The 24,906-nt window shown below is 35.9% G+C and carries 22 protein-coding genes; 4 read left to right on the top strand and 18 right to left on the bottom strand.

Annotated elements, in window-relative coordinates; all coding sequences use genetic code 11:
* Nucleotides 1-138 precede the first annotated feature (138 nt).
* Genes OCV11_RS00785 through OCV11_RS00765 form a run of 5 tightly spaced genes read right to left on the bottom strand, consistent with a single transcriptional unit; the run spans nt 139 to nt 6,124 of the window.
* Nucleotides 139-1,011: a glycosyltransferase family 2 protein gene (locus tag OCV11_RS00785; protein ID WP_261894361.1), complete on the bottom strand. Its 873-nt coding sequence runs from the start codon at nt 1,009-1,011 to the stop codon at nt 139-141.
* A gap of 5 nt (nt 1,012-1,016) precedes the next feature.
* Nucleotides 1,017-2,276: an oligosaccharide flippase family protein gene (locus tag OCV11_RS00780; protein ID WP_261894359.1), complete on the bottom strand. Its 1,260-nt coding sequence runs from the start codon at nt 2,274-2,276 to the stop codon at nt 1,017-1,019.
* 57 nt (nt 2,277-2,333) lie between these two features.
* The gene (locus tag OCV11_RS00775) at nt 2,334-4,493 is read right to left on the bottom strand and encodes a polysaccharide biosynthesis tyrosine autokinase (RefSeq protein WP_261894357.1); all 2,160 of its coding nucleotides are present in this window, start codon (nt 4,491-4,493) and stop codon (nt 2,334-2,336) included.
* 33 nt (nt 4,494-4,526) lie between these two features.
* Nucleotides 4,527-4,967 carry an arsenate reductase/protein-tyrosine-phosphatase family protein gene (locus OCV11_RS00770; protein ID WP_261894355.1) on the bottom strand — a complete coding sequence of 147 codons (441 nt, stop codon included), beginning with the start codon at nt 4,965-4,967 and terminating at the stop codon, nt 4,527-4,529.
* A gap of 8 nt (nt 4,968-4,975) precedes the next feature.
* Nucleotides 4,976-6,124 (bottom strand): polysaccharide export protein, encoded by a 1,149-nt coding sequence (locus tag OCV11_RS00765; protein WP_261894353.1) that lies wholly within the window; start codon nt 6,122-6,124, stop codon nt 4,976-4,978.
* Nucleotides 6,125-6,955: 831 nt separating this feature from the next.
* Here OCV11_RS00765 and OCV11_RS00760 point away from each other — a divergent pair.
* From OCV11_RS00760 to wecA, 4 genes are all read left to right on the top strand, one after another.
* Nucleotides 6,956-7,699: a S1 family peptidase gene (locus tag OCV11_RS00760; RefSeq protein ID WP_261894351.1), complete on the top strand. Its 744-nt coding sequence runs from the start codon at nt 6,956-6,958 to the stop codon at nt 7,697-7,699.
* A 455-nt stretch (nt 7,700-8,154) separates the two neighbouring features.
* A complete protein-coding gene (locus tag OCV11_RS00755; protein WP_261894350.1) occupies nt 8,155-8,637 on the top strand; it encodes an ISAs1 family transposase in 483 nt (160 codons plus the stop codon).
* Between the two features lie 304 nt (nt 8,638-8,941).
* Nucleotides 8,942-9,268: a transposase gene (locus tag OCV11_RS25030; protein WP_373332810.1), complete on the top strand. Its 327-nt coding sequence runs from the start codon at nt 8,942-8,944 to the stop codon at nt 9,266-9,268.
* Between the two features lie 195 nt (nt 9,269-9,463).
* Nucleotides 9,464-10,537 carry a UDP-N-acetylglucosamine--undecaprenyl-phosphate N-acetylglucosaminephosphotransferase gene (gene wecA / locus OCV11_RS00750; protein ID WP_261894348.1) on the top strand — a complete coding sequence of 358 codons (1,074 nt, stop codon included), beginning with the start codon at nt 9,464-9,466 and terminating at the stop codon, nt 10,535-10,537.
* A 185-nt stretch (nt 10,538-10,722) separates the two neighbouring features.
* On the opposite strand, the gene OCV11_RS00745 is transcribed toward wecA, so the two are convergent.
* From OCV11_RS00745 to OCV11_RS00685, 13 genes are all read right to left on the bottom strand, one after another.
* Entirely contained in the window at nt 10,723-11,127 is a 405-nt protein-coding gene (locus tag OCV11_RS00745; protein ID WP_261894346.1) for a WbuC family cupin fold metalloprotein, read from the bottom strand.
* The gene (locus OCV11_RS00740) at nt 11,124-12,344 is read right to left on the bottom strand and encodes a glycosyltransferase family 4 protein (RefSeq protein WP_261894344.1); all 1,221 of its coding nucleotides are present in this window, start codon (nt 12,342-12,344) and stop codon (nt 11,124-11,126) included. Before OCV11_RS00740 ends, OCV11_RS00745 begins: the two co-directional genes overlap by 4 nt.
* Nucleotides 12,329-13,462, bottom strand: a complete 1,134-nt coding sequence (gene wecB / locus OCV11_RS00735) for a non-hydrolyzing UDP-N-acetylglucosamine 2-epimerase (protein ID WP_261894342.1) — start codon at nt 13,460-13,462, stop codon at nt 12,329-12,331. The genes OCV11_RS00740 and wecB overlap by 16 nt, the downstream gene beginning before the upstream one ends.
* Nucleotides 13,459-14,331: a dTDP-4-dehydrorhamnose reductase family protein gene (locus tag OCV11_RS00730; RefSeq protein WP_261894340.1), complete on the bottom strand. Its 873-nt coding sequence runs from the start codon at nt 14,329-14,331 to the stop codon at nt 13,459-13,461. The genes wecB and OCV11_RS00730 overlap by 4 nt, the downstream gene beginning before the upstream one ends.
* Before the next feature lie 3 nt (nt 14,332-14,334).
* The gene (locus tag OCV11_RS00725) at nt 14,335-15,372 is read right to left on the bottom strand and encodes a polysaccharide biosynthesis protein (protein ID WP_261894338.1); all 1,038 of its coding nucleotides are present in this window, start codon (nt 15,370-15,372) and stop codon (nt 14,335-14,337) included.
* On the bottom strand, nt 15,372-16,457 hold the full coding sequence (locus OCV11_RS00720) for a glycosyltransferase (protein WP_261894337.1): 1,086 nt from the start codon (nt 16,455-16,457) through the stop codon (nt 15,372-15,374). Before OCV11_RS00720 ends, OCV11_RS00725 begins: the two co-directional genes overlap by 1 nt.
* Entirely contained in the window at nt 16,457-17,755 is a 1,299-nt protein-coding gene (locus OCV11_RS00715) for a glycosyltransferase family protein (protein ID WP_261894335.1), read from the bottom strand. Before OCV11_RS00715 ends, OCV11_RS00720 begins: the two co-directional genes overlap by 1 nt.
* Before the next feature lie 28 nt (nt 17,756-17,783).
* Nucleotides 17,784-18,983, bottom strand: a complete 1,200-nt coding sequence (locus tag OCV11_RS00710) for an O-antigen polymerase (RefSeq protein WP_261894333.1) — start codon at nt 18,981-18,983, stop codon at nt 17,784-17,786.
* Nucleotides 18,980-19,495 (bottom strand): hypothetical protein, encoded by a 516-nt coding sequence (locus tag OCV11_RS00705; protein ID WP_261894331.1) that lies wholly within the window; start codon nt 19,493-19,495, stop codon nt 18,980-18,982. Before OCV11_RS00705 ends, OCV11_RS00710 begins: the two co-directional genes overlap by 4 nt.
* A gap of 39 nt (nt 19,496-19,534) precedes the next feature.
* Entirely contained in the window at nt 19,535-20,677 is a 1,143-nt protein-coding gene (locus tag OCV11_RS00700; protein ID WP_261894329.1) for a glycosyltransferase family 4 protein, read from the bottom strand.
* 1 nt (nt 20,678) lies between these two features.
* Nucleotides 20,679-22,082, bottom strand: a complete 1,404-nt coding sequence (locus tag OCV11_RS00695; protein WP_261894328.1) for an oligosaccharide flippase family protein — start codon at nt 22,080-22,082, stop codon at nt 20,679-20,681.
* A gap of 154 nt (nt 22,083-22,236) precedes the next feature.
* A complete protein-coding gene (locus tag OCV11_RS00690) occupies nt 22,237-23,361 on the bottom strand; it encodes an ISAs1 family transposase (RefSeq protein WP_261894327.1) in 1,125 nt (374 codons plus the stop codon).
* Nucleotides 23,362-23,682: 321 nt separating this feature from the next.
* Complete coding sequence (locus OCV11_RS00685) at nt 23,683-24,810, bottom strand: ISAs1 family transposase (protein WP_261894326.1); 1,128 nt, start codon at nt 24,808-24,810, stop codon at nt 23,683-23,685.
* Nucleotides 24,811-24,906 lie beyond the last annotated feature (96 nt).

Below are 24,906 nucleotides of genomic sequence, written 5' to 3'. Positions count from 1 at the left end.
CAACGAAAAAGAGCAAACGAACTAAACTTATCTTGTTTAATTTACTAATACTACATACCCCAAGCATAAGTAATGCTAAAGGCATCATGATTGGGTTAAATGTAGCCAAAGAGTATAAAACAAGCGATAAGCTTATAATTATCTGCAAAATAGGCTCCTTCTAAATCGCACAACAGAAAGAACATTTTTTTCAAAAAGATTTAGCTCAACGTTATTGTTGTAGAACTTCAAACAACATTTCACCTTCATCTTTGAAAGATCGAATGCCATTTTTTTATATTCAAAATAGCTTATCGAATTACGTCTTCTTAGGTTTTCTTTTAGTTTTGAAAAATTATCAATACTACGATAGTACTGATTGATGTCTTTCATGTCTGTAATTTGCCCATTACCATGATTATCAAGCCATGTGGCAACATTTTCATCGATATATTTACATTTACACTTATTCACTAATTCAATATGTAATTGAGTATCTTGAAATTTACCGAGCTCTTCATCGAACTTAATTCGGTCAAAAGATTCATGTCTAATCAGTGAGGTATTGGTATGTAAATAGCTGATGCTTTTCAAACTAGAGATAATGCCATTTTTATCGGTGAAGCTCAGATCTGTTTGTCGCTGCGGATTACTCGCACGAATCACTCTACCAAAAATAGCATCAAGACTCTTATCTGCATCTAATTCGCTAACAAGTCGTTCTAACTTATGTGGTAGGTAAGTATCATCATCATCAAGAAAACAAACAAATTCTCCTCGACCTAATGAGGCTCCTTTATTTCTAGAGATAGCACCACCTAAGTTTTCGCCATTTTTATGGTAAATAATATTTACAGGGTGAGACTCATACTGTTCCAACTGCAATGGATTGTCTGAGTTATCATCGATAACAATGATTTCAATATTTTTGTATGTTTGATTTAAAACGCTCTCTATCGCCTTATAGAAGAGCTCTCCTCGGTTACATGTTGGAATCACGACCGAGACTAGACCTTGATTATATCTTTCCATATTCATTAACCTTTAACGAAAGAGAGAATGTCTTTTTTCGACATCAGCATCGAATACTGCAATTTGAAAACACTAGATTTCTTAAAGAAGTAATTTCCGACCGTTCCAGATATCACTTCCGATATCAGTGCCGCGTATCCCGCACCAATCAGCCCATACTCTTTGACTAACCAGTAGCTAAGACCAACACTCATGATGGAAACCACCAAAGATTTCATCATCATGTATTTATTGCCGCCGGCATCAATGATGATGCGCGAGGCGATGGTTCCATACAGCGAGAACATGGTGGTGAGTGTCAGTAAGAACAGTAGCGATTGTGCTTCTAAAAATTCTGCACCAAAGGTCACTTCAATGATCGGTTTCGCGAAGAAGTAGGTCGCCAACAAAAAAGGCACACTGCAAAGCGTTGAAGCCAAAAAGCAGAGGCGAAAACCTTTCTCTTTGAATATAGAACTCGACACCGATTTGGAGACAAAACTCATGATCAGTGCAAGCGGAACAAATTGCCAACACTGAGCCAAAGTGAGTGCCGATGTGTATAAACCAACTTCTTTATTGCTTAGGAACGTCCCCAGCATGATCTGCCCCACCTTGATGTAAACCAAGATAGAGACCGAACTAATCAAAATCGGTAAGCCATTTTTTAGAAAATAGCCTTTGAAGTGATTGGCATACTTAGCGGTTTCAATCCCTTTCGCTTTAATACGATATTTGCGATACCAAAAAGGAATGATGTACAGCGCCACATAAGGCAACGCAAAGAAGTAATACGGCAGTTTGAGAAACACAAAAAGTGAACGTAATAACAAACTTGCCAGTAATCCCACCTGTCCTGAGATAACGTTCTCTTTAGAGCGCATCACCCCATTAAAGTAGAACTTATATAAGTCATACGATTGGTAGAAGGAGGCCACACCCAATATCACCAAGACCAAACGGTCATACTCGTTGTAATCTCGGTAAGTAAACAGGTAGATCGCCGCAAACGACACAGTAAACAGCACACGTCTCATGTTCTTGGTGTGGTTAATCAGCATCTTGCCTGATTGTTCGTTCTTAGCACTTTTTAAGAAGATCAGGATATCGCCCCCAAACTGGGTAATGGGGACGATAAAGGCCAAGATGGCGAGAAAATAGTTGATAATGCCGATCTTCTCTGGGCCCAAATAACGCGCCGTTAAGACGGTAATTAAAAAGCCGCCCAGCAGAGTAATCAGCTTATCAAAAATTAACCAAATGATATTCCATGTTAATTTATTCATTTATCGCCATACCATTCCGAAATAGTAGTATCAACATGAACATTCGACCGTTCATACTCAATGTTCACTTGAATATTCGTAGTAGTAGTAATTCTCTGATTTCTTTTCAGCTCCGTTAAATACCACACCTTTAACATCGATCCCTGCTTGCCTAAATCGACCCCAAGCCACTTCAATATCCTTGGTTGTGTTAACACCAAAGCGCGCAACCATTAAGGCTGTACCAGCACTTCGGCCCACAATGCTTGCATCTGTCACCGCTAGAACCGGAGGGGTATCAACGATAACAAGATCATACTGCTTTGATAATTGGTCCATCAGTTCCTTAAATCTCGAATGCATGAGCAATTCAGATGGGTTTGGCGGTATTTGACCGTGATGAATCACATCTAGATTCGTTACTTTGCTGGTATTAATGATGTTCTCAATTGGTTCCTTGCCAGATAAATAATCAGACAATCCAACACCATTGTGGACACTAAAGAAGCGGTTAACAGAACCTTTGCGCATATCCGCATCCACCAATACCACTCTTTTATCTGCATGAGCACAAATAGCAGAGAAGTTAGTTGATACAAATGACTTCCCGATTCCTGGCGTGGAACCTGAAATCATCACAATATTGTTTTCCGCTTCCATCATGGCGAAATGCAAGCTAGTTCTTAAGCCTCTCAATGCCTCAACAGCTAAATCAGTCGGGTCAATTTCACTTAATAACTTGATTTTTTTATCTTTTGAGTTGCGTCTATCAAATAAACTTGCTTGTAGATCTGATTTTGGAATAGTGGCATAGACAGACAAGCCAAGAGCTTCAATATCATCAGGGCTTTCCACACCTCTATTTAAAATGGCTTTGAGCAATACCAAACCGACGCTTACCATTCCCCCCATAAGAGTTAAGATGACAACAATCATAAATTTCTTAGGTGAAACTGGTTTTAAGTAGGTTTCTGCATTATCAATGATGCGAACATTACCAACGGTACCGGCCTTAACGATGTTCAATTCTTGAATTTTGTTAAGTAACTGCACATAAATCTGTTGATCCACCTCAACATCACGTTTCATTCTAAGAACTTCACGTTGTGTTTCTGGTAAGTTTTGAACCTTTTTATTTACCTTATCTTTCTCTTCTAGCAAGGTTTTACGTTTATCCAATAAAGCCTTATATGCAGGGTGATCTTTGGTATATTTCTTACTAATCTCTGCTTCTTTAAACGTTAACTCATTCAACTGCGATTCAATATCTACCATCACTTTTAAAGTTGATTGCGCTTCAAGATTTAAATCTACAGACTCTTTTTCCTGACGATAGTCGTTCAATTTATCTTCAGATTTGTTCAATTTATCTTTAACTTGTGGCAACTGTTTTTGCAAAAACTTAATACTTTGCTCAGCTTCAGCAGAATCTCGCTCTACATTCTGTAAGAAGTAGTTTTGGGCAATATCATTTAAAATATCTTTGGCTTTATCAGGATCAGAATCTAGATAAGTAATTTTTATGACACCTGTTTGTTTGCCTTTTTCTGCTGCATTGAGGTTCTGATTGACCCAGTTAATTGCATCTAATTCGCTTCGTTTAGCAATATCAAATTTAAATCCTTTAGTAGCTTCCATATAGGATACGAAAATTCGATATCCATCATCAGAATTTTCTAACTCACCCACTTTACCTTGTAGGATAACTTGTCCATCATCACGAACAAGATCATATGTCTGTTGAGCTGGGTCAGTGATTACTATCTGATGCGTCAAGTCTTTTGCATATTTGGGAACATCAAACTGACTTACATTCAAATGTTCTTCTTTATCCATCAAACGGGCTAATCCTTTACCTACCACAGGAAAGTAATCAGGTTTAACTACCGTAGTTAAATTAAACTTATCAACTGTTTGGCCCAAGATCATTCGTGAAGTGATTAACTCAATTTCAGTCATCGCTGTTGACTCAGAAGAAAACATGTCTCCCATATCACCAATAAGAGAAGAGAAACCGCCATCTGTCTTATCTTCAACTTGGATTAATGCATCAGCTTTATAAATTGGAGTTGCGAGAATTGCATAGGTGACACCTAAAATAATGAATACTGATGTTATCAAAACAATCAGCCACTTCTCGTCGAACAATAAACCAATTACCTTGCTCAAATTGATTTCATCACTTGATGAGCTACTTACGTTTTTCTGTTTGCTAACCATATCTTTCGCACATGCCATTGAGTTTGAATTACTATTTTCAATTAGAAAAAACTATATTTTTTTTGCCCACTCTTGCGATGATTTTTCAATCATAGAAAATGAAAGATTAAAAAATTCTTCACTCTTTCTATAAGGATCTGGAATGTCAACACCGCCATTCCAATGACCGAATAACATGGCTTTACCTCTTGCCTCAGGTGCAATTTCACATAACTTAGAAATATGCTGCTTTTCCATCACCAAAATTAAGTCCACTTCTTTACATATTTCAGGAGTAACTTGACGAGCCACATGTTCTGATAGATCCACATGGTAACTTTCAGCCACTTTCAGTGCGGTTAGATCTGCTGGTTTGCTATCCAATCGACTTACTTTTACTCCCAGCCCAGCAGATGACACATGTTTGTTAGGGAGTAACTGTTGGAGATACCGCTCCCCAAATGGGGAGCGACATATATTGCCAACACAAACAACTAATATTGACTCGAACATAGCTATCCTTATGGCCAATTACGTACGCGCAATGTGCCTTCTGTCAGGTCATTGAAGTTCGTGATGCTAGGTGTCAATTGGTCGATTAAACGATTCCATTTTGCCACGGGCGCAGCAGTAACATACACCACGTCATAAGGCTTCAACTCAAACTCGGTGCCCATCACTAATGCGGTGGCATCTTGCATATTTAGCTGATATACATTGGCTATAGCTGCATTTTTATCTTTGTTATCTTTAGGAACACCAGTACTGCGGATCACGAAGATACCGGTCGCATCGGCTTCTTTCTCATCGATACCACCAGCTTTAGCCAAAGCTTCCGTTAAGCTCATCCCTGTACGATCAATCTTAAGAACCTGTGACTCACCGACTTCACCCATAATGAATACTTTTTGGGAATCGTTACGAGGAATATGGACAATGTCTCCATTCTCTAAAAGTCGGTTTTGTGTCAAGTCGCCTTTCTGCATTAAGGCATACAGTGAAATTCGTTGCTCAACACCATTACGGGTTAATGTGATGTTCTTCCAATCCGCATTTTCAGTAATACCACCTGCTTTATTGATTGCATCAATCAGAGTTAACGGAATATTTGAAATGGATTGTTCACTAGGACTATTCACCTCTCCTGTGATGTAACAACGCTGCGAACGAAATGCAGCAATATTCACGTCAACTTGAGGGTCTTCTATGTATTTCTGAATACGCTGGGTTATGAGTTCTCGGACTTCACTGACAGTCTTCCCTACCACTTTGAGCTTACCAATGTATGGATAAAAAATGGTTCCATCAGCATGAACCCAGTTACCAGCCTCTGCCGAGCTGCGATATGACCCAGCTGGAATGGTAAGCTCAGGGTGATCCCAAATTGTTACGTTGAGTACATCACCAGGGCCAATACGATATTGATATTGAGATATCTTGTTGGCCAATTCAGAATTCGATTTACCAGTTGGAACGACTTGGCTGTACTTTAGCTCATTAACTAACTTAGGGGTTAAGCGATAGACGCTAACTCGTGATGAAATCGGCCCACCTCCATCAGTCTCCTCAACCACATGCTTGTCATATGTGGATAGCCCACCACCGGGAATAATGGTACAACCAACCAAGGAGAATGACAGGAAAGCTAATGGCACAACTTGTTTTATCAAGTGCTCTCTCCTGAACTTTACGATTCCCTTTAAATGAAAGGGATATTGAAATAATGATATCTTTTTTAATTAACGCTCTTTTTCTTATTAAAACAAGTGCCAGATGAAAATTTCACTAAATAATTATAATCCTGACCTAAAATTAACTTTCACTGTTGATTCAATTTTATTGGGTAGAGATCACCTTTTATAGAAAACCACGACACATCAGCGTATCATACTGTTTTGTTTATTATTTTAATTTGATACCTGTTCCAGTCAGCATAAAAACCTCCATCTCAAAAAATAGACACAAATAGTTTCTATGAAAATATTTGGCAATAAAAAGCCAACAAATAAAATATTTATTTAATATCTTATAAAAATAAGATGCGATAAAAATATTACTGAAGACCAATTTAAGATTTAATATTAGTTAATATTTTACTTAAATAACTATAATGTCGACAAACAAGACATTTTTAACAAAATCATCCTACTCTTATGGTCAATCTATATTTCGATACCTCTTTGGAGGAATTTTTAATTCGAATTAATTTGATCGACATGACATAATCCATACTACTCGAGAAAGAAGAGTATTAATTTAATCTAATAATCAATCAGTTAATTAATTTCAGAAAAATAAGCCATCTCAAAAGAGAGATTTCTCATAATTGAATCATCTAATCCTAAATAGGTGATTTTTATGTGACCAATTGCAATGAATAGTGGTTGAATTAAACTCTCCTCAACACCAAGGAAGCTTTCACCTGCTCTTTGGGCGAGACGCGCATCTCTCACATATTTAGTTGTTTTACTAATGTATTGCAGAATATATGAGGCACTACTATGGCTTGCTTTCGCTCACTCGTAACTAAACTTTTAAAATCCTTCTCAATCGGATTGTTAGCCTTTATTACCACTGGCTGTGCGATGAGTAATGGCCCTTTAATCACTCTCGAAAGCACAGACTCTAATCAGCCAGCAATTGACTATGAAATGATTGGTATTCCTTTACTGTATCAGGGGTTTGGCTCGAGTGTACCGATCACGAAAGAGCTAAGTTTAACAGCCGCGCATGTAGCAAAATTCAACTGGGATTTAGTCGTGGCCTACCACCCAGACTGCGATATCGCTATTATCAAATCGGATAACAGCAAAGTTGAAAACTTTCCTGACTTGGGATTGGTATACGTCAATGAGACGGTAATTACTTACGGAAAGGATGGTTTTGGCAATATGCTTAAAGGTAAAGGCGTATACCACACTGACCTTCACTTCTCTAACAACAGCTATTTTAAGAAATGTAATGCAAGCATTACCGACGCTCCGATTCGTGAAGGAATGAGCGGAGGTGGTGCGTTCAACGAGAAAGGTGAATTAATCGGCATAATCGCAGCAATAGCGAGCAAGCGTAACACTCGTTTAGCAAATGGTGAGAAACTACCATATGACCGTCTAAGCTTGTTCGTTTCACTGAACTTTGTGAAAGATTGGTTGAACAGTGAAGTAGACAACTTCTACCAAAGCAAGGATAGCGTGTTGACTTGGAGTCCAACAAATGTTGAAAGTCAATTAGCCAAATCCTATTAATTAAAAGTGAAGCACAACGGACACCTGGGTCTGTTAATCTGATCTGCTTCAGATATTTCCTTTAGATTTTTCGTGAAGCACATGACAGTTTTGTTTACAATTTTTAGCTGCTTGCTCAGCCAACATCCCCTACCACCGCATTGACATATCAAATGTGGTCGACAGCACTGGAGCCACATTTTACTGTTGAGTGATCTTGTCCGCCACTTTATCCATGATAACGAACGGACATTTTGCATCAGATGGGACAATTTTAAGTTAGCGTCAGTGATTCATTTTTACATCGACGGTAACAGCTCTAAAAAATTGGTCTATCCTTAATCAATATACAGGGCTCGCGCATGTTATTTCCGCATTCCTTCCTGAAATTTCGGGATAAAATTTTAAGAAAAAAGTGGAATTGGCGATTATGACGTGATCTTATACTGTTTATTAAGAATCAGGATAAGACATACATGGAATACGTTGAATTTAAAGAGCATTTTAGCATATTGAGTGATACACATCAGGAAAGAAAAACGACCTATAATTTCTTTAATGTTATGTTCCAGGTTGTAACGGCCATGTTGTCAGGAATGAAGACTCGGGACGAGATAGAAGCCTTCGGTGAAGAAAACATGGCTTGGTTTAGAACATTCAGTGGTTATGCAAACGGTGTTTCAAGCCATGACACAATAGCGCGCATTGTAGGATTGGTTGATCCAGAAGAGTTTTTATTGTGTTTTGTGCCTCGGTGTAATGATATTCAACGAGACAAACAGCTTGAAACAACTGATGGCAAGTCATTAAGAGGCACCTATGACCACAGTAACAACAAGCACTTAGTTCATATGGTCAATGCCTATTCTGTTGACACGGGTTTGATTCTTGGACAAGTAAAAACAGACGTTAAGTCGAATGAGATAACGATAATCCCGCAAACTGTTAAAGCTAATTAAAGTTCAAGGTAGAGCGATTAGCTTAGATGCGATGGTATGCCAACGTTCAATAGCAGAAGATATAGTGTTAAGAGGTGGCGATTATTTAATGTCAGTAAAGGAAAACCAACCCCGATTACATGAGCTATTTCAATCAAACTTTTCATTTGAAAAACTCTAAGACTATTCATCTCACGCGGTAGAAGAAGAGGAAGTAGGGCTGAGGGGGAAGAAAAATGATAAGAACCTACATTACAGTGTCTTTTAATGAGACGTTTGGTGACTTTGCGGTAGATTGGAAAGAGCTAAAAACTTATTTATAGCAATGACATACCAGAAAAAGAATAGCGAGACAGGAGAGCATTTAGGGATACGTTATTTTATCTCTTCGAAAGTGCTGTCGAGTGAATATTTTGGAGCATTGTGTCGAGGGCATTGGGGCGTGGAAAGTATGCACTGGCGGTTAGATTCAGTGATGCGAGAGGACGATAGTAAGATAATCTATGCGTATACAGCCGAAAACTTGTCACGGATAAGAAAGATATGTATGAACTTTATCAAGTTGGTAGAGATGAAAGGGACATTAAAACGTCGGCAGCTCAAATGTGCACTGAATACAGAATTTAGAGAGGATGTTTTATTTGGAAATTAACAAAACGTTAACTCATGCGTGAGCCCTGAATCAATATAGTGCATAAAATGAAAGTGCTTTAGCACTTTAAGTGGATACGCATTGATAAAAAAGGTAGCATGTGGCATTTTTCTACTTCAGCTTAAAGAGCTGGATTTACTACCAATAGAAAAAACAAATATAATCAATTAATTAGTCTAAATTTTGGGAAGTATCGTGTTAACATCGTTTATCGAATTGGCTTACCTTTTTTTTATATCGCTCACAACTCTTTTTGTGCTTCGCAAAGTAGCGAAAAGAATAGGTCTGGTAGATAAACCCCAAGGTCGTAAGCAGCACAGAGGCGAGATCCCACTAGTGGGAGGAATATCCATATGTATAACCCTTTCTTATTACCTGTTTAATAACCCAACAATCATTCCCCATACTGTAATTTATACAGTTTGTTTAGTTACCTTAGTGACTATTGGTGCTATCGACGACAAATTCGATATTAGTTTTAAAGTCCGTTTTCTGGTACAAGCATTATTGTCAGTAATAATGATGATTATTGGTAAGATTCAGCTCCTCACCTTAGGCAATATATTAGGCATTGGTGATATAAACCTGGGATGGCTTGGCTACCTTGTTACTATACTAGCGGTTGTTGGTGCCATTAACGCATTCAATATGATAGATGGCCTGGATGGACTTCTTGGTGGGGTATCGATAGCTTCATTTGGTGGCTTAGGAATAATGCTGTTTCACGATGGTCAAGTTTCCCTATCGTACTTATGTTTAGTTATTGTCGTTATTATTATACCGTACCTCTTTTTAAATTTAGGTATCTTTGGTTTAAAACGAAAAGTATTCATGGGAGATGCAGGTAGCATGCTCATTGGTTTTACAATGATTTGGTTTTTGCTTCTGTCGAGTCAAAATGGTAAAGCGCCACCTCTGCGCCCCGTAACAGCACTATGGCTTATAGCTGTTCCATTGATGGATATGGCATCAGTGATGCTTCGAAGAATCAGAAAAGGCCACTCTCCATTTCAACCAGATAGGGAACACTTGCACCACATATTTCAGCGTATTGGTTTTTCCTCATCACAGACTGTAATTATAATTTTTATAATTGCTGTAATGTGTTCTGCATTTGGAGTATTTGGTGAAATTTATGAGCTAAGTGAAGCGATTATGTTTTATACGTTTTTATCCCTATTCTGTTTGTATACAATTATATTGAGCTATATATGGCGAATTATTACTTTTTTAAAACAACAATGTCATTTTTTTAAAAAAATTGGATAGAGTCAAAAATAAAAAATTAAAGGCGAACCGTAATAAAAACAGGTATATGGTCTTATAATTGCACTACTAAGTTAGTAAAACACCGAAAGTGAAAGGAAAAATATCTATTCACAGTTCGGTGAAAAATAACATAGGAATGAATAATGCCCTTTGGTTTGCGGCTCTTGCGAAAAATCTCTTAAAATTTAGAATAAAAAACTCTTTGCAAAAGCAGGATCAAATGGCCCTTCCTTAACTTCTAACATTAATGCCCTCTGACTTACACATCTAACGCTATGGGCCTCCATTGGTTTAAATTCAACAAACTTTATTACCTCACCATCACCCACATAAAAATCCTGTGATACTTCTTTACTATCGATTGAATAAACAGTGACTTGTAAACGACCTTCTAATACAACGAACATTTCCCATTGAGAATCAAGCTCATGATAATGAGGCTCTACGTAGCTGCCCTCTAATAAACCAATACATAATCGTTGTACTTTATCGGCATGCGATGCATGCAATAGTAGATGAGAACGCTTTCTGTCCGATTTCCTTGCTTCCTCAAATAACCGTTCCAAATCTGCCGAAGATATAGATTTCATAAATCGTTCCTTAGAGACATCAAAATTCTATCTGATGCATTCTGTACAGAAAACTTTTCAGCTAACAAAGTAAAAGCATTTTCCCCTATTTTCTTCCTGATGCTTTCATCATTATACAATCTGACAGCATGCTCAAATAAGGTTTTATCATCACCATTTAAAGTTATCAATCCCGCTTCGCAATTATTAATTATCGGCATCAAGTCGTTACCATCATTCACGCTACCCAAGATCGGAATAGAATATGCCATATATCCCAATAACTTACCTGGAAAATTGTGAGTCTTATGATGGGCTGATAACGAAAAAAGACCGACATCTATAGATGCTAATATCTCTTTAAATTCGTCTTGAGATACTGAAGGAAAATAGTCGAAATTAGTTAGATTCCATTCTAAAGCTAAGTGTTTGACCAACTCAACTTCATCACCTTGCCCAATAAATAAAAAATGTGCCTTAGGATACATCTGCATAGATCTCGCTAAGCGCATAAGATTGGCCATATCTTGGGCTTTGCCTATATTCCCACCATAGAAAAAAATAATTCGATCATGTAATGACAATTTATCTCTAATTGTCTTTTTTCCTTTAGTTACTACATGAGACTGTAAATTAGCCCAGTTATATAAAACTTCTACTGAAAACCTACCTTTATTTATTTTATTAAAATTAATCAAATTAGCATCAGACATGACCCCTATTTTATCGGCTTGTCTATAACTAACTTGTTCAAAAAATCTAAAATACTTACTAACTAATGAAGACTCTTTAATTATTCCGTAATCAATAGCCCACTGAGGGAAAAAGTCCCTTAGCACCAAATATGATCGGCAATTAAACTTACCTCTTATTTTAGATATTAACCCCCCAAAAAATATAGAAGGAGAATAATATACTACCCCATCAAATTTAACCTCATTACATTCCCACTTTATAGCTTGCCACGCTCTAAAAGATAAGAGCGTTTCATTTAACGCTCTTTTATACATTTTAGTGTCTTTGATTGGGCCTGAACGGAAATACCATACTGTGACACCATCAATACATGACTTATAAAAAGTTTTTGGATTGGTAAATTGAGGAGTAATTACGGTAACTTGATGTCCCTGTCGAATCAGCTCAACAGCCAATTCGTGAAACATTTTTGCGCCAACCCGTGTACTATGGGGAAGATAATCATCAATGACTAAAGCCAAATGCATTAATACTTCTTCCAAACGACTCTATTAACATAATCTACATAGCTAATGATTATACGAAGAACCTTATCAGATAAATTATCAGATATATAATCCTTAACTTTATGAAGTTGACGTTCAGCACCTCGAGATTGAGTGCTAGATATTTCAATAGCCTGCAAAATACGATCAGTATTCATTCCCGTAAACATAACTGAAGTTTCTTCAAATCCTTCAGGTCGTTCATGAGCCTCACGAACATTCACTGCTGGAAAGTTCAATATTGATGATTCTTCTGTAATCGTACCGCTATCACTCAATACCACTTTGGCATTTTTCTGAAGGCTAACATAGTCACTAAAGGCGAGAGGCTTCATTAAACGAATGTTCTCATCATCAAATTTGATACCTAATGCATCAAGTTTTTTCCTTGTTCTTGGGTGTGTCGAAACGATAATAGGCAAATTATAGAGTTCCGATATTTTTCGTAAAGTATCACAAAATGCGTAGAGATTATTTTCAAAATCTACATTTTCCTCTCTATGAATACTTACAACAAAATAACTACCGGCCTTAAGTCCAAGATTCGCTAATACTGGAGAGCATTCAATTTTATCTGAGTAGTAAGCCAAAACCTCATCCATCGGACTACCTGTCTTAATGATAAGATCTGGATTCAAGCCCTCGGCTAATAAGTATTCACGAGCAATATGGCTATAAGGCATATTGACATCAGCTATATGGTCTACAATCTTTCTATTGATTTCTTCTGGTACACGCAGATCAAAACAACGATTGCCGGCTTCCATATGAAAAATAGGAATTTTGCGTCGTTTAGCAGGAATAGCAGCCATAGAACTATTCGTATCGCCCAAAATCAGCACAGCATCAGGCTTGAGATCTGAGAAGATCTTATCCGTTTCCGATATCACTTGCCCGATAGTTTCTGCCGCTGTATTACCAGCACATTCTAAAAAAAAGTCTGGTGAACGCACTTCCAAATCATCAAAAAATATTTGGTTTAACTCGTAGTCATAGTTTTGACCAGTGTGCACTAGTACATGATCACAATAACTATCAAGCTTTTCTATAATTCTAGACAATCGAATAATTTCTGGTCTAGTACCAACTACAGTGACAACTTTCAACTTATTCATTTTTGATATCTCATCTCAAAATCTTTATGCATGAATTCCACTAACTCACTCCAATTTGGAATAGAAACATTTATTTTATTATTCAACTTTGAAGCATCTAGCGAACGATCAATTTTTAACTCAGAAGAGTCTACTATTTCAATATCCTTCTTATATTGAGATTTAATCAAATTAAGAAGCTGAAATTTATCAATTGGGCTTGATGCTAGATGATATAGACCATGCAACTCACTATTTAAGATATTATCTCCTAATATCTTAGCAATATAAGCCGTAGGAAAACCAGAAAAAACAGCGTTACTAAAACCTTTCACGCTCACTTTTTGGCTCAAAAACCAATCGACTAGGCTAACATGATTTTTAAGCTCATGCCCAATAATAGAAGTACGTAATGTCAAATGTTTTCCGTATGACACTTCACCAAGGTTTTTTGTTTTACCATAAACGTCATAGGCATCTGGAGTATCCAATTCACAATAGAGACCTTTTTCACCTGAAAAAACACAATCTGTGGAAAAATGAATTAGTCGTATACTACTTTCATCACATATTTTAGCAATTTCATATGGAAACAAAGCATTAACACGAATATTATCTATGTGATAGTTTTCATCATTGCTATGTTGCTTTATAATGCCAATACAATTAATTACAACGTCAGGAATTACTTCATTGACTATTTTTCTAATATTAGATAAATCAGCAATATCAACTTCTGATATTAATTTATTTCGAAACCCATCAAAAGCCGACATATAATCACTGACGTTTCTAACAGTTCCATATACTTCTAAATTTTTATATTTCTGTAAATTACAGAATAAACTGTAACCAAGCATTCCAGAAGCGCCTAATATGAGAACTTTCATTTCTTACACTCCTTCAGGTATAACCCAGTTACCTTCAGATATTTCCTTCATAAAGTCCAATTTCATAAGAAGCTTTTTCATTCCTTCTACATCAAGAATAACTGTATTATTAGAATTGTAATCTTCTATTACAGATAACTCTTTGTCACCATTCTCAAAATATTTTGAATAGTTAAGATCTCTATTATCTGCCGGAACGCGGTAGTAGCCTCCCTCATCTCGAGCCACAAACATTTCTTCGCGACTGCATAAAGCCTCTGCTTGCTTTTCTCCGTGTCGAGTTCCGATGATTCTCACATCATGATCTTTCTTGTTCATCAGTTCCAATATAGCACGCACAAGCACATCAATAGTTGCAGCTGGCGCTTTCTGAACGAAAGTGTCACCATTATTACCATTTTGGAAAGCATAAAGGACAAGATCAACAGCATCATCTAGCGTCATCATAAAACGAGTCATTTCCGGATTCGTGATAGTGATAGGGGCATTATTTACCACTTGACGGATGAATAGGGGAATCACTGAACCGCGAGATGCCATAACATTACCGTATCGTGTACAACAAATCGTGGTGTTCGTTTGCTCTAAGTTTCGGCTTTTCGCTACGATCACTTTTTCCATCATAGCCTTAGAAATACCCATTGCATTAATCGGGTAAACAGCTTTGTCAGTGCTAAGACAAACAACGCGAGAAACTTGATGGTGAATTGCACTCTCCAACACGTTTTCAGTACCAATTACATTCGTTTTCACTGCCTCTAGCGGATAAAATTCACAAGATGGAACCTGTTTTAAAGCTGCAGCATGAAACACAAAATCTACACCACGCATAGCGTTAGATATGCTTTGTGCATCTCGAACGTCACCAATGTAGAATTTTAGCTTATCGCTATTATATAGCTTTCGCATGTCATCCTGTTTCTTCTCATCTCTTGAAAACACGCGAATTTCTTTAATATCTGTCTTCAAAAATCGTTTTAAAACTGCGTTACCAAACGAACCAGTTCCGCCTGTAATTAACAAGGTTTTCTTATCAAACATCACATTTCTCTCAATCTAACCAATAAGTTATAGAAGTCCAACCAACCATTATTATTTACTTCTAAAGGCGTAAAATGGTCTTTATTGATTGCCTTCAATATACTTTCACTCCAGCCAGCGGAATCTCCTACCTGACAAAATGAGGCCCCTCTATAATCGCCTAATACCTCTCTAGAATAGGCGCTATCAACAGTAACGATGGGCTTTCCTAAGGCTGCCGCTTCAATCAAAGGTAAACCGAAGGTTTCAAGTCGACTAGGAAAAACTATCAAGTCGACTGAATTATAATATTTTTGTACATCATCAAAAGCTAAAGGACCTAAAAAGATAAAGGAATTAGATAAATCATATTCCTCTATAATACTCAATAAGTAATTACTAGTATCTTCATTCAAAGTAAAATAGAATATTAAGTTAGAATAATCCAATTTATTAAGCCTCATATATATCAACGCGTTTACAATTTCAATATGATTTTTATAACTAAAATTAAGCGCTGGATAAAATATATGCTTCTTAGTGCAATCAAGATTTATTTTTTCTTTGATACAAAGTTTTTTTACATATGGCCTAGAAACAAGAATCTTATCAGAATTGATTCCTTCTTTATCTAAAAGTATCTTTTTAAACCAATTAGCCTGAACAACATAATAAGTACCAAAATCTGCATAGCAAAAAATAAAAAAACGATACAAATACTTGTAAACAAACTGAATGTACTCTTTTTTCCTAAAAAAGTCCCACTTATAGTCAGAAAATGGGATAATATTATGTAAATAAATAACTTGTTTACAATCACTATTTATTCTAACAGATGTATTTTGCAATGATACAACAACCGAAGGCGTTAATTTCTTACGTTTTAAATAAGATTTTAAACCATGAAAATCCCACCATATTCTTGATATGAATGATGTTTTTTCCACTCTAATTAATTTGATATTATTCCCGGTTAAATGTATATTCACAGAAGGATGAATAAAAAAAATAAAATATTCATCCCTATTGCTTATAAATTCCACCATTTGATTAAGGATAGAAAGCCCCCCCCCCTCTCTCAATGCTGTCGCATTTACAACAATCATTAATGAACCTCACTGAAAGATATATCACTCTCTACTATCTCAACTATTGTATTGACTGTATACTGAGGTAGAGCCTCTGGGTAAATTTTAGACACTTCAAAAAATTCGCACCTCTCGTTTTTTACTCTAGTGAAAAAATTAGTCGCTTTGACTGCAGTCTCTTTGAAGTTTAACTCTAAATCTCTTTGATAAATAACAAACGATAACGGGTATTTTTTCAGAAACTGAGCATTAACGCAATCTTCTACATATGAAAAGTGAATTATCGGTTTACCCATTGACAAATAATCAAATATTTTGCTTGATAGTTGCTTACCTTCAACATCACCAATACTAATTAAAAAATCTGATATTGAGATAGCTTGTTCTGCCTCACTTTTTGAAACACGTCCATGATTAAAAAAAACCTCTGGGTTTGACTGTGAATACGATTTCACTGATCTCATATCATTACCGAAACAGTAAAAATCTACTTTCAAAAATATTTCCTTAGATATAGCATCTAATAATTTCAAACAAATATCAGCTGTTCTAACGCCTCGAAAAAGTCCTCCAGTATAAGTAACCCTCGTAATAATATCTTTTTTATTTTCGCGAGATATACTGCAAGATTTATCTTCTAATAAAGGATGTTCAAGATATACAATTTTGTTCGAATCATCCAGGCCATTTTTCAGAAAATGTTCCCTCAAAGGGTGCATCGCTAGTATTTTCGAAGAAAATTTTACCATAGATCTCTCAAGGTTTAAATTGGCTCTAAATTTTATCTTTCTATTTAAATTAAAACGATGAAGACTTACTGAGTTAGAAAAATTATCAAAAATGTAAGGAACTATTATCACATTAGAATGAATTATTTTTTTAAATTCAATGGAAGACAATACCGTCTCAAAAGGAAAAACCAATGGCACAACAATATCAACTTTTTTATTTTTATGTATTTCCGAAATCTTATCAAAATAAGCTTTAATGAAATCTTTATCTATACTTTCCTTTTTAAATAAGAATTTAACTAAATTAACAAGCCTCGTCAGAAATAACTTTCCTTTTAAAACAAATTTAGATTTATTATTCTCATTATACCGGATTATATTTAACTTATCCTGATATGGTCTATTAATTCTATATATCTGGTAATTATTGAAATATTCGTGCGAACTTAACTCAGAATTATCTATAACAGAAATCACACTTATATCATATCTTTCTTTGAGTAAATCAATTATTTTTTCCGCACAATTACTCACTGCTGAATAATTGGGATAGTAATTTTCTGTTAGAAATACAATATGTTTCATTTAATTAATTTATCCTTGGGGAATTTAATCATAAGCGCAACTTAATAATTCTAGCTGTAACAAGCGCCATGTTTAATATTAGGATAGTTATCCAAAATCCTATAGTGTTCAATGGATTATAAAATATTCCCATAAAAACCATAGAGACTAACATTGTAAGAAATATGACCGATAATATACATCCATCAGCTGAATTTTTTGAAAGTTCAGTAATTAAAAATCCTAGAACACAACCTAGTAACAAAACCCCGAAGAGACCAAACGAAAGATATCCTGACATTAATAATGTATAATATGTGTTGTGCCCCGACATTGCATACATAATTCCATTAGAAGTTATCATTTCGCGCGTATGAGTAACTCTATCGACTGATTCTATTATTGAATTATGGTAAGAAAATGAATCACCCATATTGAAAAAAAGCTTACCCAACAAGCCAACTACATAATCAATCCCACCAAAATAACTTACTCCATAACTTTTTGTATCTACTACTACATCTGGAAGTCCATTTATGTATTTACTAAAAAGATAAAAACCAACTGTATGGTAGTTTATGAATCCGGTGATAATATCATGCCCTCTTCCTAGACTTATGCAAGCCATGACAACAATAACAAGAGTCATCATTATTAGTATTTTCTTAAATTTTATTTTTAGAAAATACAAAATTTTTCCAGGATTTAATATAAAAAACATAAATAGATAGACCATTAAAAACTGGTATATCTCTACACGACCGACTCTAATTAGCCCTAAAGTACAAATTAACAGCAGACATAAAAAAAACACTTTATTATTTTTATATAAAAAACAGGTAATTACTGACAATACCATTGATAGATTTAAAATCAACGCTGATGAAACATTAAAGATGAATTTTTCATATACACCAATTTCATTTCCAGAAAATATCATATGACGGATATGTAAAAAACTTACTCCTGAAATCAAACCTTTTGCTACTATGTATATTGTTGGTAACAATAAAAACATAGAGATAATTATTAATAATGATATTATATGAACTACTATTTTACTATCTAGATCGTAATGAACTTTATTTCCTGGCGTCAACGAGCTTAATTTTCCTCCAAAAATCATACCACCAACAAATATTAATGTAGGGATTATTGATGAATTAGGAGCATAGGTTAATCCTGTATTTAAAAGTGCAGATAACAGCCAAAAAATCCACCATAAAGACAGGAGTTTAATTGCTCTCATAATTTATTTATGCAAAGTGAAGAAAAACATATAAAAACTAATATGGTGAAGAATATAGATAAAAACAAAATTTTCAGTTCAAACATCTTAGAGTCTTTAGGTTTTTTAATGAACGATATATCATGAATAACTACCTCTCCCATTATATTATTTGAATTTTCTAGAATATTCTCCATTGGTTTAGCAAGAAGGCTTATCACTGAGCTTTCATCTATATTGTCTAAAGTACAGTAAGCCTCCAAATATATCATATTAGTGTAATCTCTTACCAAAAGATTCACATTAAAATAACCACATCCCATGTTTACTTTATCTATAGATTTTCTGTATTCATTTCGTAAATATTTTAAATAACCAACAGAAACATCTGAAAAACCTTTTCCCGCTGGTTTTCCTTCTCTATTAATGCTAAATTCAATTTTGATTAGGTCTTTAGATAACATTTTATCTAATAAACTATATTCTAAAATCGTCAAAACAATTGCAAATATAATTAGTATTATTTTTTTCATCCAATCCTCAAGAAATTAATACTAAAGAAAAAATATCATTTAAGATTTCTGATCACTCAATATCTTTAGCATATTACTCACGATAGATTCCCAGTTAAATTCTATCTTTGCTCGTTCTATTATTGCATTGGATACATCTTTGTTAGGAAGCTTAATCATTGCCTCTTGTAATGCCTGAACAAATTTTGAATCAGAATCTTGCGTGAAGACTTCACCTCCATATTTATAGCTTCCAACAATATCTTTATCTGCCCCCACTTCCATAGATAGAATATAACAACCATAAGCTGCCGCCTCGGTAAAAACCAAAGGAAAACCTTCGAACCTTGATGTCAAAATAAAAATTGAAGCATCTCTAAATTCACTTAATAGGCTAGTTTCGTCATTTAACTCACCAACAAACGTAATAGGGTTACTATCATGATACATGGTGTTTAATTCTTTAATACTTTCTTTAACTTTTGGTGTAGCCTGACCTACTAATCTAACTTCCCAGCCCGTTAAATCCACCTTGGATAAAATTTTAAAAAGTAGATCCGTATTTTTTTGATAACTTCCCATTCTTGCACAATGTAAAATAATTGGTTTTTTTTCAGATCTAGGAGAAATAATGGCGTGTCTTTTAAAATCAAATCCATTCGGAAAGTAGTTAACTGGATACAACTTTTTTAGCTTATTAAATCCTTCTTTAGTTTCTGTTGAGACAAGGCTACACCGACTCATCATCCATTTTAATATTCTATATTTGACACCATAAAATATATTACCTTGGGTAAGTTCAGATAAAGCTTCTATTGCTTTCCTATCAGCGTCCAACTTCCAAATTATTTTCCCTTCACTACGAAAAATAAATACATTAAATAGAATGGGGATAATGTAAATCGATTTGATATGAAATAATAAAATAATATCACGATTTCGTAAAACTTTTAGCGATTCTGTAAGAAAAAACAGACATCGATTTAGACCTTCGGGTAACCAAGCTTTATCTTCCCAGACTTTAGTTATAAGTGATGTTCTTATATTTTTCACATTAGGTGATACAGCATTACGCCTAACTAAAATAGTACCCTTACTATCTAATTGTAACGCTAGCTCCTCTAAAATAAGACCAATATCTTTCTTATAGTGGACCTCATCTAAACAGGGGTTGTCATAAAACAAAAAAATATTATTACTCAAATTAATCTCCAACCTTCGTATATTTTTTCATTATTTTAATATAAACAACATATAGAACCAAAGCTTGAATGATAAAAAATAATGGCATAGAAAAAGCAACGTCTTTTAAATTAAAATTAACAGCATCAATATAAGACAAGATAAAACTTGACATACCCCCCAGAGAAACGGCTATTGATATTAGCCATATTGATAGTTTTACGAACAATTTTAATCCAATACAGAAGTAAAGAAGAAATAATGACACAAACAACTCAGAAAAGAACAATGCTATTGCTGTACCTTCAGCAAAATATTTAGGAACCAAAATAATAAATAAAACTAAACTTATCACACATCCCAGCAATGTCGATTTAAAATGAATTCTCTCCTTCTGCTCTCCAATTAAGAATAAATAGCCTAAACACATAGCAAGGCTAGTCACTAATGCTTGCATGAATATGATTCTAAGAATGTCACCACCTCCCTTAAAATCATCCCCACCGAATAGATGTAAAATTACATCTGCAAATAAAGATATGAAACAATATGGCATGAACCAAATGGATATTACAGATATAACTACATCTTTGGCATCAATCTTCGCATTTAACTTTGAACTCCTTGATAAAAAGACTGTTAATAAAGCACCAAAAACTGCGAGATAGATTCCTGTTAGTTGTTTACTAAGCATATAAACCCCAGAGGAGGCATCACCAGCAATATGGTTTAACACAATAATATCCAAATTAACATAACATGAACCAAATGCACTTGATAACCCTAGCCAAAATAAACTTTTGCCATGAGATTTAAATGCATTTGCTATATTTTTTTTTGATAAAATCAAGTATTTTTTATACTTACGCAAAGTTATGGCTGCACCTAATATTGACACAAATGTTAGTGCTGAAAAATATATCCAAGACTCATTTTTATTATCAATTAAAAAATAAACAACAGGAATCAGAACTGCACATCTAATCAATAACATCCTAAAAGCCAAATATTTAAACTTTCCTAGCCCTCTATATATCCATTCCAAATTAAAAACCCAGGAAGCATAATATATGATTACTAAATAATGATAACGTTCAGTAGATTGGTTTAATGTAAAAAAACAAAACCAATAGATGATAGGCAAAAGGACCAGGAGTACTATAGCCTGGATCGACACTAACTCACCTAATAATTTATCTCTCTTCTTATTATAGTCACTACTGCTTATGTCTAACTTTGAAATCGCTTTTACACCATAAACTGGAAGACCAGCCTGCGCAATAGAAGAGAACATCATTACGATGGCGACGGCTGTCCCTACTTCTCCAAGCCCAGCAGAACCTATAGTTCTTGCTAAATAAGGATATAACACTATGGGTAGAAGAAAGTTAGGTACTAAATATAATACCCCGTAAATATAATTCATAAATATCCAGTGGCAATAACTAACTTAGGGTAAACCAGAACCCAACAAAAAACGGCTAAGGTATTAAGGAGCAAATCATTAAAAGGCCTTTAGCACTTTCTAACTAGTCTAAAACCTCTGTAACCCCAGGGCAAAAGCATGAAGGTGCCCATCCCTAAAGGGCTGCAAGTACCTTCTCTAAATACGCTTCGCTCATCCCAGCCATTCTCCTTTTGCGTTTCACTCCTCCTTTGAACGTCTTTTCATTCGAAAGTAGTGAAATACACATATGGCGGATCCTAGCAAAATTTTCTGATCCATCGTCTGCTCGTATCCGACTTTGGTCTTCGTTGAACCCCACATCCAACTTGTAATGCAGCTTATTTTCTACATGCCAATGACTACGGATAGACTCGGCAAATTGCTCTGCACTCAATGTCCTTGAGCTGATGTAATAACGAATAAATATCTCATCTGCATTCGGTTTTTCTCCAGGATTGCTGCGCATGTACATCGAGACTCCCAATGTCTTCATGCCTCGCCATTCAAAGCCTAAGTCTATAAAATCATCAAATAACTCACTGGTGATATATAGTCTCTGCTCTTGCCGTCCATGCTCGATTTTGTTCGTAGTAACGTAACTGTCTCCGGGCCATGTCAGGATTGCTGGCATCGGAAAGTGCTTTATAAATGCCTCTTCCAGTCGACCTTGATTCCCTTTGACCGCCAGAAGATAGTCCGCGCCGGACTCGATGATTTTATTGGCTATTTTTGTTTGGCAACCCATCGCATCTAACGTCACTAAACAACCGCTTATATCAAGTAGCTCCAATAACTCTGGGATGGCGGTGATCTCATTCGACTTCTCTTCTGTTTTTACTTGTCCTAACACAATCGAATTTTTCACCGAGAACGCACTGACCATATGAATGGCACTGTGGTCTTTTGAGAAAGAGCGCCTCAAGGTCTTACCATCAATGGCAATAATGTCACCGCCCGTTAGCTCATGACACGTTTTCATCCAAGAAATGAAGGCTTGTTGCAACTTCGATGGATTAATCTTACTCATCACCCGCCGAATGGTATCTCGACTCGGTATTCCTTGCTCAAACTCTCCTCTGGCTCTAAACCAAGACTCGTGAATTTGACCAAAATCTTCTATCTCATCCCAACCATCTGCTCCGCCAATCACGGCACAAACGGTTAGGAACAAAATATCTGTCAATTTATGGTCGACTTTCCAGTCTTGACGAAAATCTCTTACGATAGAAAGATGCTCAAACAACGATTTTTTATCCATGAGTTAAACTAAGTGATTGATAGTGAGGCTATCAGATCACAAAGTCATAATAAGGAACTTGTTGATCATCATGATCAATTAACTTATTGTGATTTAAGGTTTATTTGATGATGGTAAACCGAACGGCTCTTCCAAAAATAACCTTTTCTACAGGCCTTTAAAACCAAGGGGTTTCATGCGTTTGCCCTGTCTGTAACCCCCGTTTAAAGTATGAAACCATTTAAAAACAATTAAAATAATTTACAAATTGCTCCTTTGTAAGTGAACAGGGCAAAAGCATGAAGGTGCCCATCCCTCACGGAAACCGCATGAACATCCCCGTCATTCAAGGCTTCCGAGAACCTTACTTAAGTAATTTTCATCCATCGCGCAACGCATTCTCTTACGCTGGATGCCACCTTTCGCACTCGTTTCTTGCTTCAATAAGTTAAAACAAGCTTGACGGATCCTCGATAATTCCTCGGCTCGATCATCTACTCTGATGCGGCATTTATCTTCTCTAAAACCCACGTCTAATTGCCAGTGCATTGACTCCACTAACCAATGACTTTTGCTCGCATTATGCAGTTCTTCTGCACTCAATTTTTTTGAGCTGATATAGTAGCGGACTGACACCTCTTTCTCTGAAGCGTGCTCGCTTTCTTGTCTAACGTTCACCATGATGCCCATGCACTTCAATTCCGGCCATTCGTACTCAAGGTCACCTAGCACACTCAAGTCTTCATTCACCAGTGCACATCGAGTCTCTAATCGACCATGACTTTTGTCCTGACTTGAGTAGCTATCACCATCAAACTTCATCAACATCGAAGGCTTGTAGTAGTCGTTAAATGCCTGCTCTAAACTACCCTGATTTCCTTTCACTGCCAGCAAGTAATCCGCGCTTTTATCCACGATTTTCTGGGCTATTTTTCGTTGACACCCCATCGCATCGATTGTGATTAAACAACCAGCAATATCTAACATTTCCAGTAGCTTAGGTATCTCCGTGATCTCGTTGGTTTTCTCGTTCACTTTGGATTGCGCCAAGCAAACTCCATTCGCTGTCGCAAACACGTTAACCATATGGATCGCTTGATTACCCTTGGCTTTATTGTAAGACCCTCTCACCGTCTTTCCATCAACAGCGACAACCTCTCCTTTCGTGAGTTCATGGCAGTCTTTCATCCAATCAATAAAGGCCGATTGAAACTCTTTCGGATTGAGTAAACCCACCACTCTTGCCACTGTATCTGCTGACGGAATACCCGCTGAAAAATCGCCATAATGATTGAGAAAATCTCGTCTCATTTCACCAAAATCAACGATGCCTTCCCATGTATCTTGTCCCGATAAAACACCACAAACTGTCAGCAAAATAATGTCTGATAATTTGTGGGTGACTTTCCCCGTTTGTCGGTAATCGGTTAAGGCTGAAAAATGCATAAATGGGTTCGCTAAACTGGTCATGAAAAGGCTCCGTTTTTTAATACGAAACCATTAGAAAACAATGAAAATGATCTACAAATCGATCCTTTGTAAATGTAAAAACATGCGAGAAAAGTC

The organism is Vibrio porteresiae DSM 19223, from assembly GCF_024347055.1.
Taxonomy (GTDB): domain Bacteria; phylum Pseudomonadota; class Gammaproteobacteria; order Enterobacterales; family Vibrionaceae; genus Vibrio; species Vibrio porteresiae.
Note: the sequence above shows the minus strand (reverse complement) of the source record. Positions and strands in the feature narration are given on the sequence as shown.

What these genes read in the sequence shown, in the direction of transcription:
- OCV11_RS00785 (WP_261894361.1), bottom strand. Translation starts at nt 1,011, where the DNA reads ATGGAAAGATATAATCAAGGTCTAGTCTCGGTCGTGATTCCAACATGT.
- OCV11_RS00780 (WP_261894359.1), bottom strand. Translation starts at nt 2,276, where the DNA reads ATGAATAAATTAACATGGAATATCATTTGGTTAATTTTTGATAAGCTG.
- OCV11_RS00775 (WP_261894357.1), bottom strand. Translation starts at nt 4,493, where the DNA reads ATGGCATGTGCGAAAGATATGGTTAGCAAACAGAAAAACGTAAGTAGC.
- OCV11_RS00770 (WP_261894355.1), bottom strand. Translation starts at nt 4,967, where the DNA reads ATGTTCGAGTCAATATTAGTTGTTTGTGTTGGCAATATATGTCGCTCC.
- OCV11_RS00760 (WP_261894351.1), top strand. Translation starts at nt 6,956, where the DNA reads ATGGCTTGCTTTCGCTCACTCGTAACTAAACTTTTAAAATCCTTCTCA.
- OCV11_RS00755 (WP_261894350.1), top strand. Translation starts at nt 8,155, where the DNA reads ATGGAATACGTTGAATTTAAAGAGCATTTTAGCATATTGAGTGATACA.
- OCV11_RS25030 (WP_373332810.1), top strand. Translation starts at nt 8,942, where the DNA reads ATGACATACCAGAAAAAGAATAGCGAGACAGGAGAGCATTTAGGGATA.
- OCV11_RS00745 (WP_261894346.1), bottom strand. Translation starts at nt 11,127, where the DNA reads ATGAAATCTATATCTTCGGCAGATTTGGAACGGTTATTTGAGGAAGCA.
- wecB (WP_261894342.1), bottom strand. Translation starts at nt 13,462, where the DNA reads ATGAATAAGTTGAAAGTTGTCACTGTAGTTGGTACTAGACCAGAAATT.
- OCV11_RS00730 (WP_261894340.1), bottom strand. Translation starts at nt 14,331, where the DNA reads ATGAAAGTTCTCATATTAGGCGCTTCTGGAATGCTTGGTTACAGTTTA.
- OCV11_RS00725 (WP_261894338.1), bottom strand. Translation starts at nt 15,372, where the DNA reads ATGTTTGATAAGAAAACCTTGTTAATTACAGGCGGAACTGGTTCGTTT.
- OCV11_RS00720 (WP_261894337.1), bottom strand. Translation starts at nt 16,457, where the DNA reads ATGATTGTTGTAAATGCGACAGCATTGAGAGAGGGGGGGGGGCTTTCT.
- OCV11_RS00715 (WP_261894335.1), bottom strand. Translation starts at nt 17,755, where the DNA reads ATGAAACATATTGTATTTCTAACAGAAAATTACTATCCCAATTATTCA.
- OCV11_RS00710 (WP_261894333.1), bottom strand. Translation starts at nt 18,983, where the DNA reads ATGAGAGCAATTAAACTCCTGTCTTTATGGTGGATTTTTTGGCTGTTA.
- OCV11_RS00705 (WP_261894331.1), bottom strand. Translation starts at nt 19,495, where the DNA reads ATGAAAAAAATAATACTAATTATATTTGCAATTGTTTTGACGATTTTA.
- OCV11_RS00695 (WP_261894328.1), bottom strand. Translation starts at nt 22,082, where the DNA reads ATGAATTATATTTACGGGGTATTATATTTAGTACCTAACTTTCTTCTA.
- OCV11_RS00690 (WP_261894327.1), bottom strand. Translation starts at nt 23,361, where the DNA reads ATGGATAAAAAATCGTTGTTTGAGCATCTTTCTATCGTAAGAGATTTT.
- OCV11_RS00685 (WP_261894326.1), bottom strand. Translation starts at nt 24,810, where the DNA reads ATGACCAGTTTAGCGAACCCATTTATGCATTTTTCAGCCTTAACCGAT.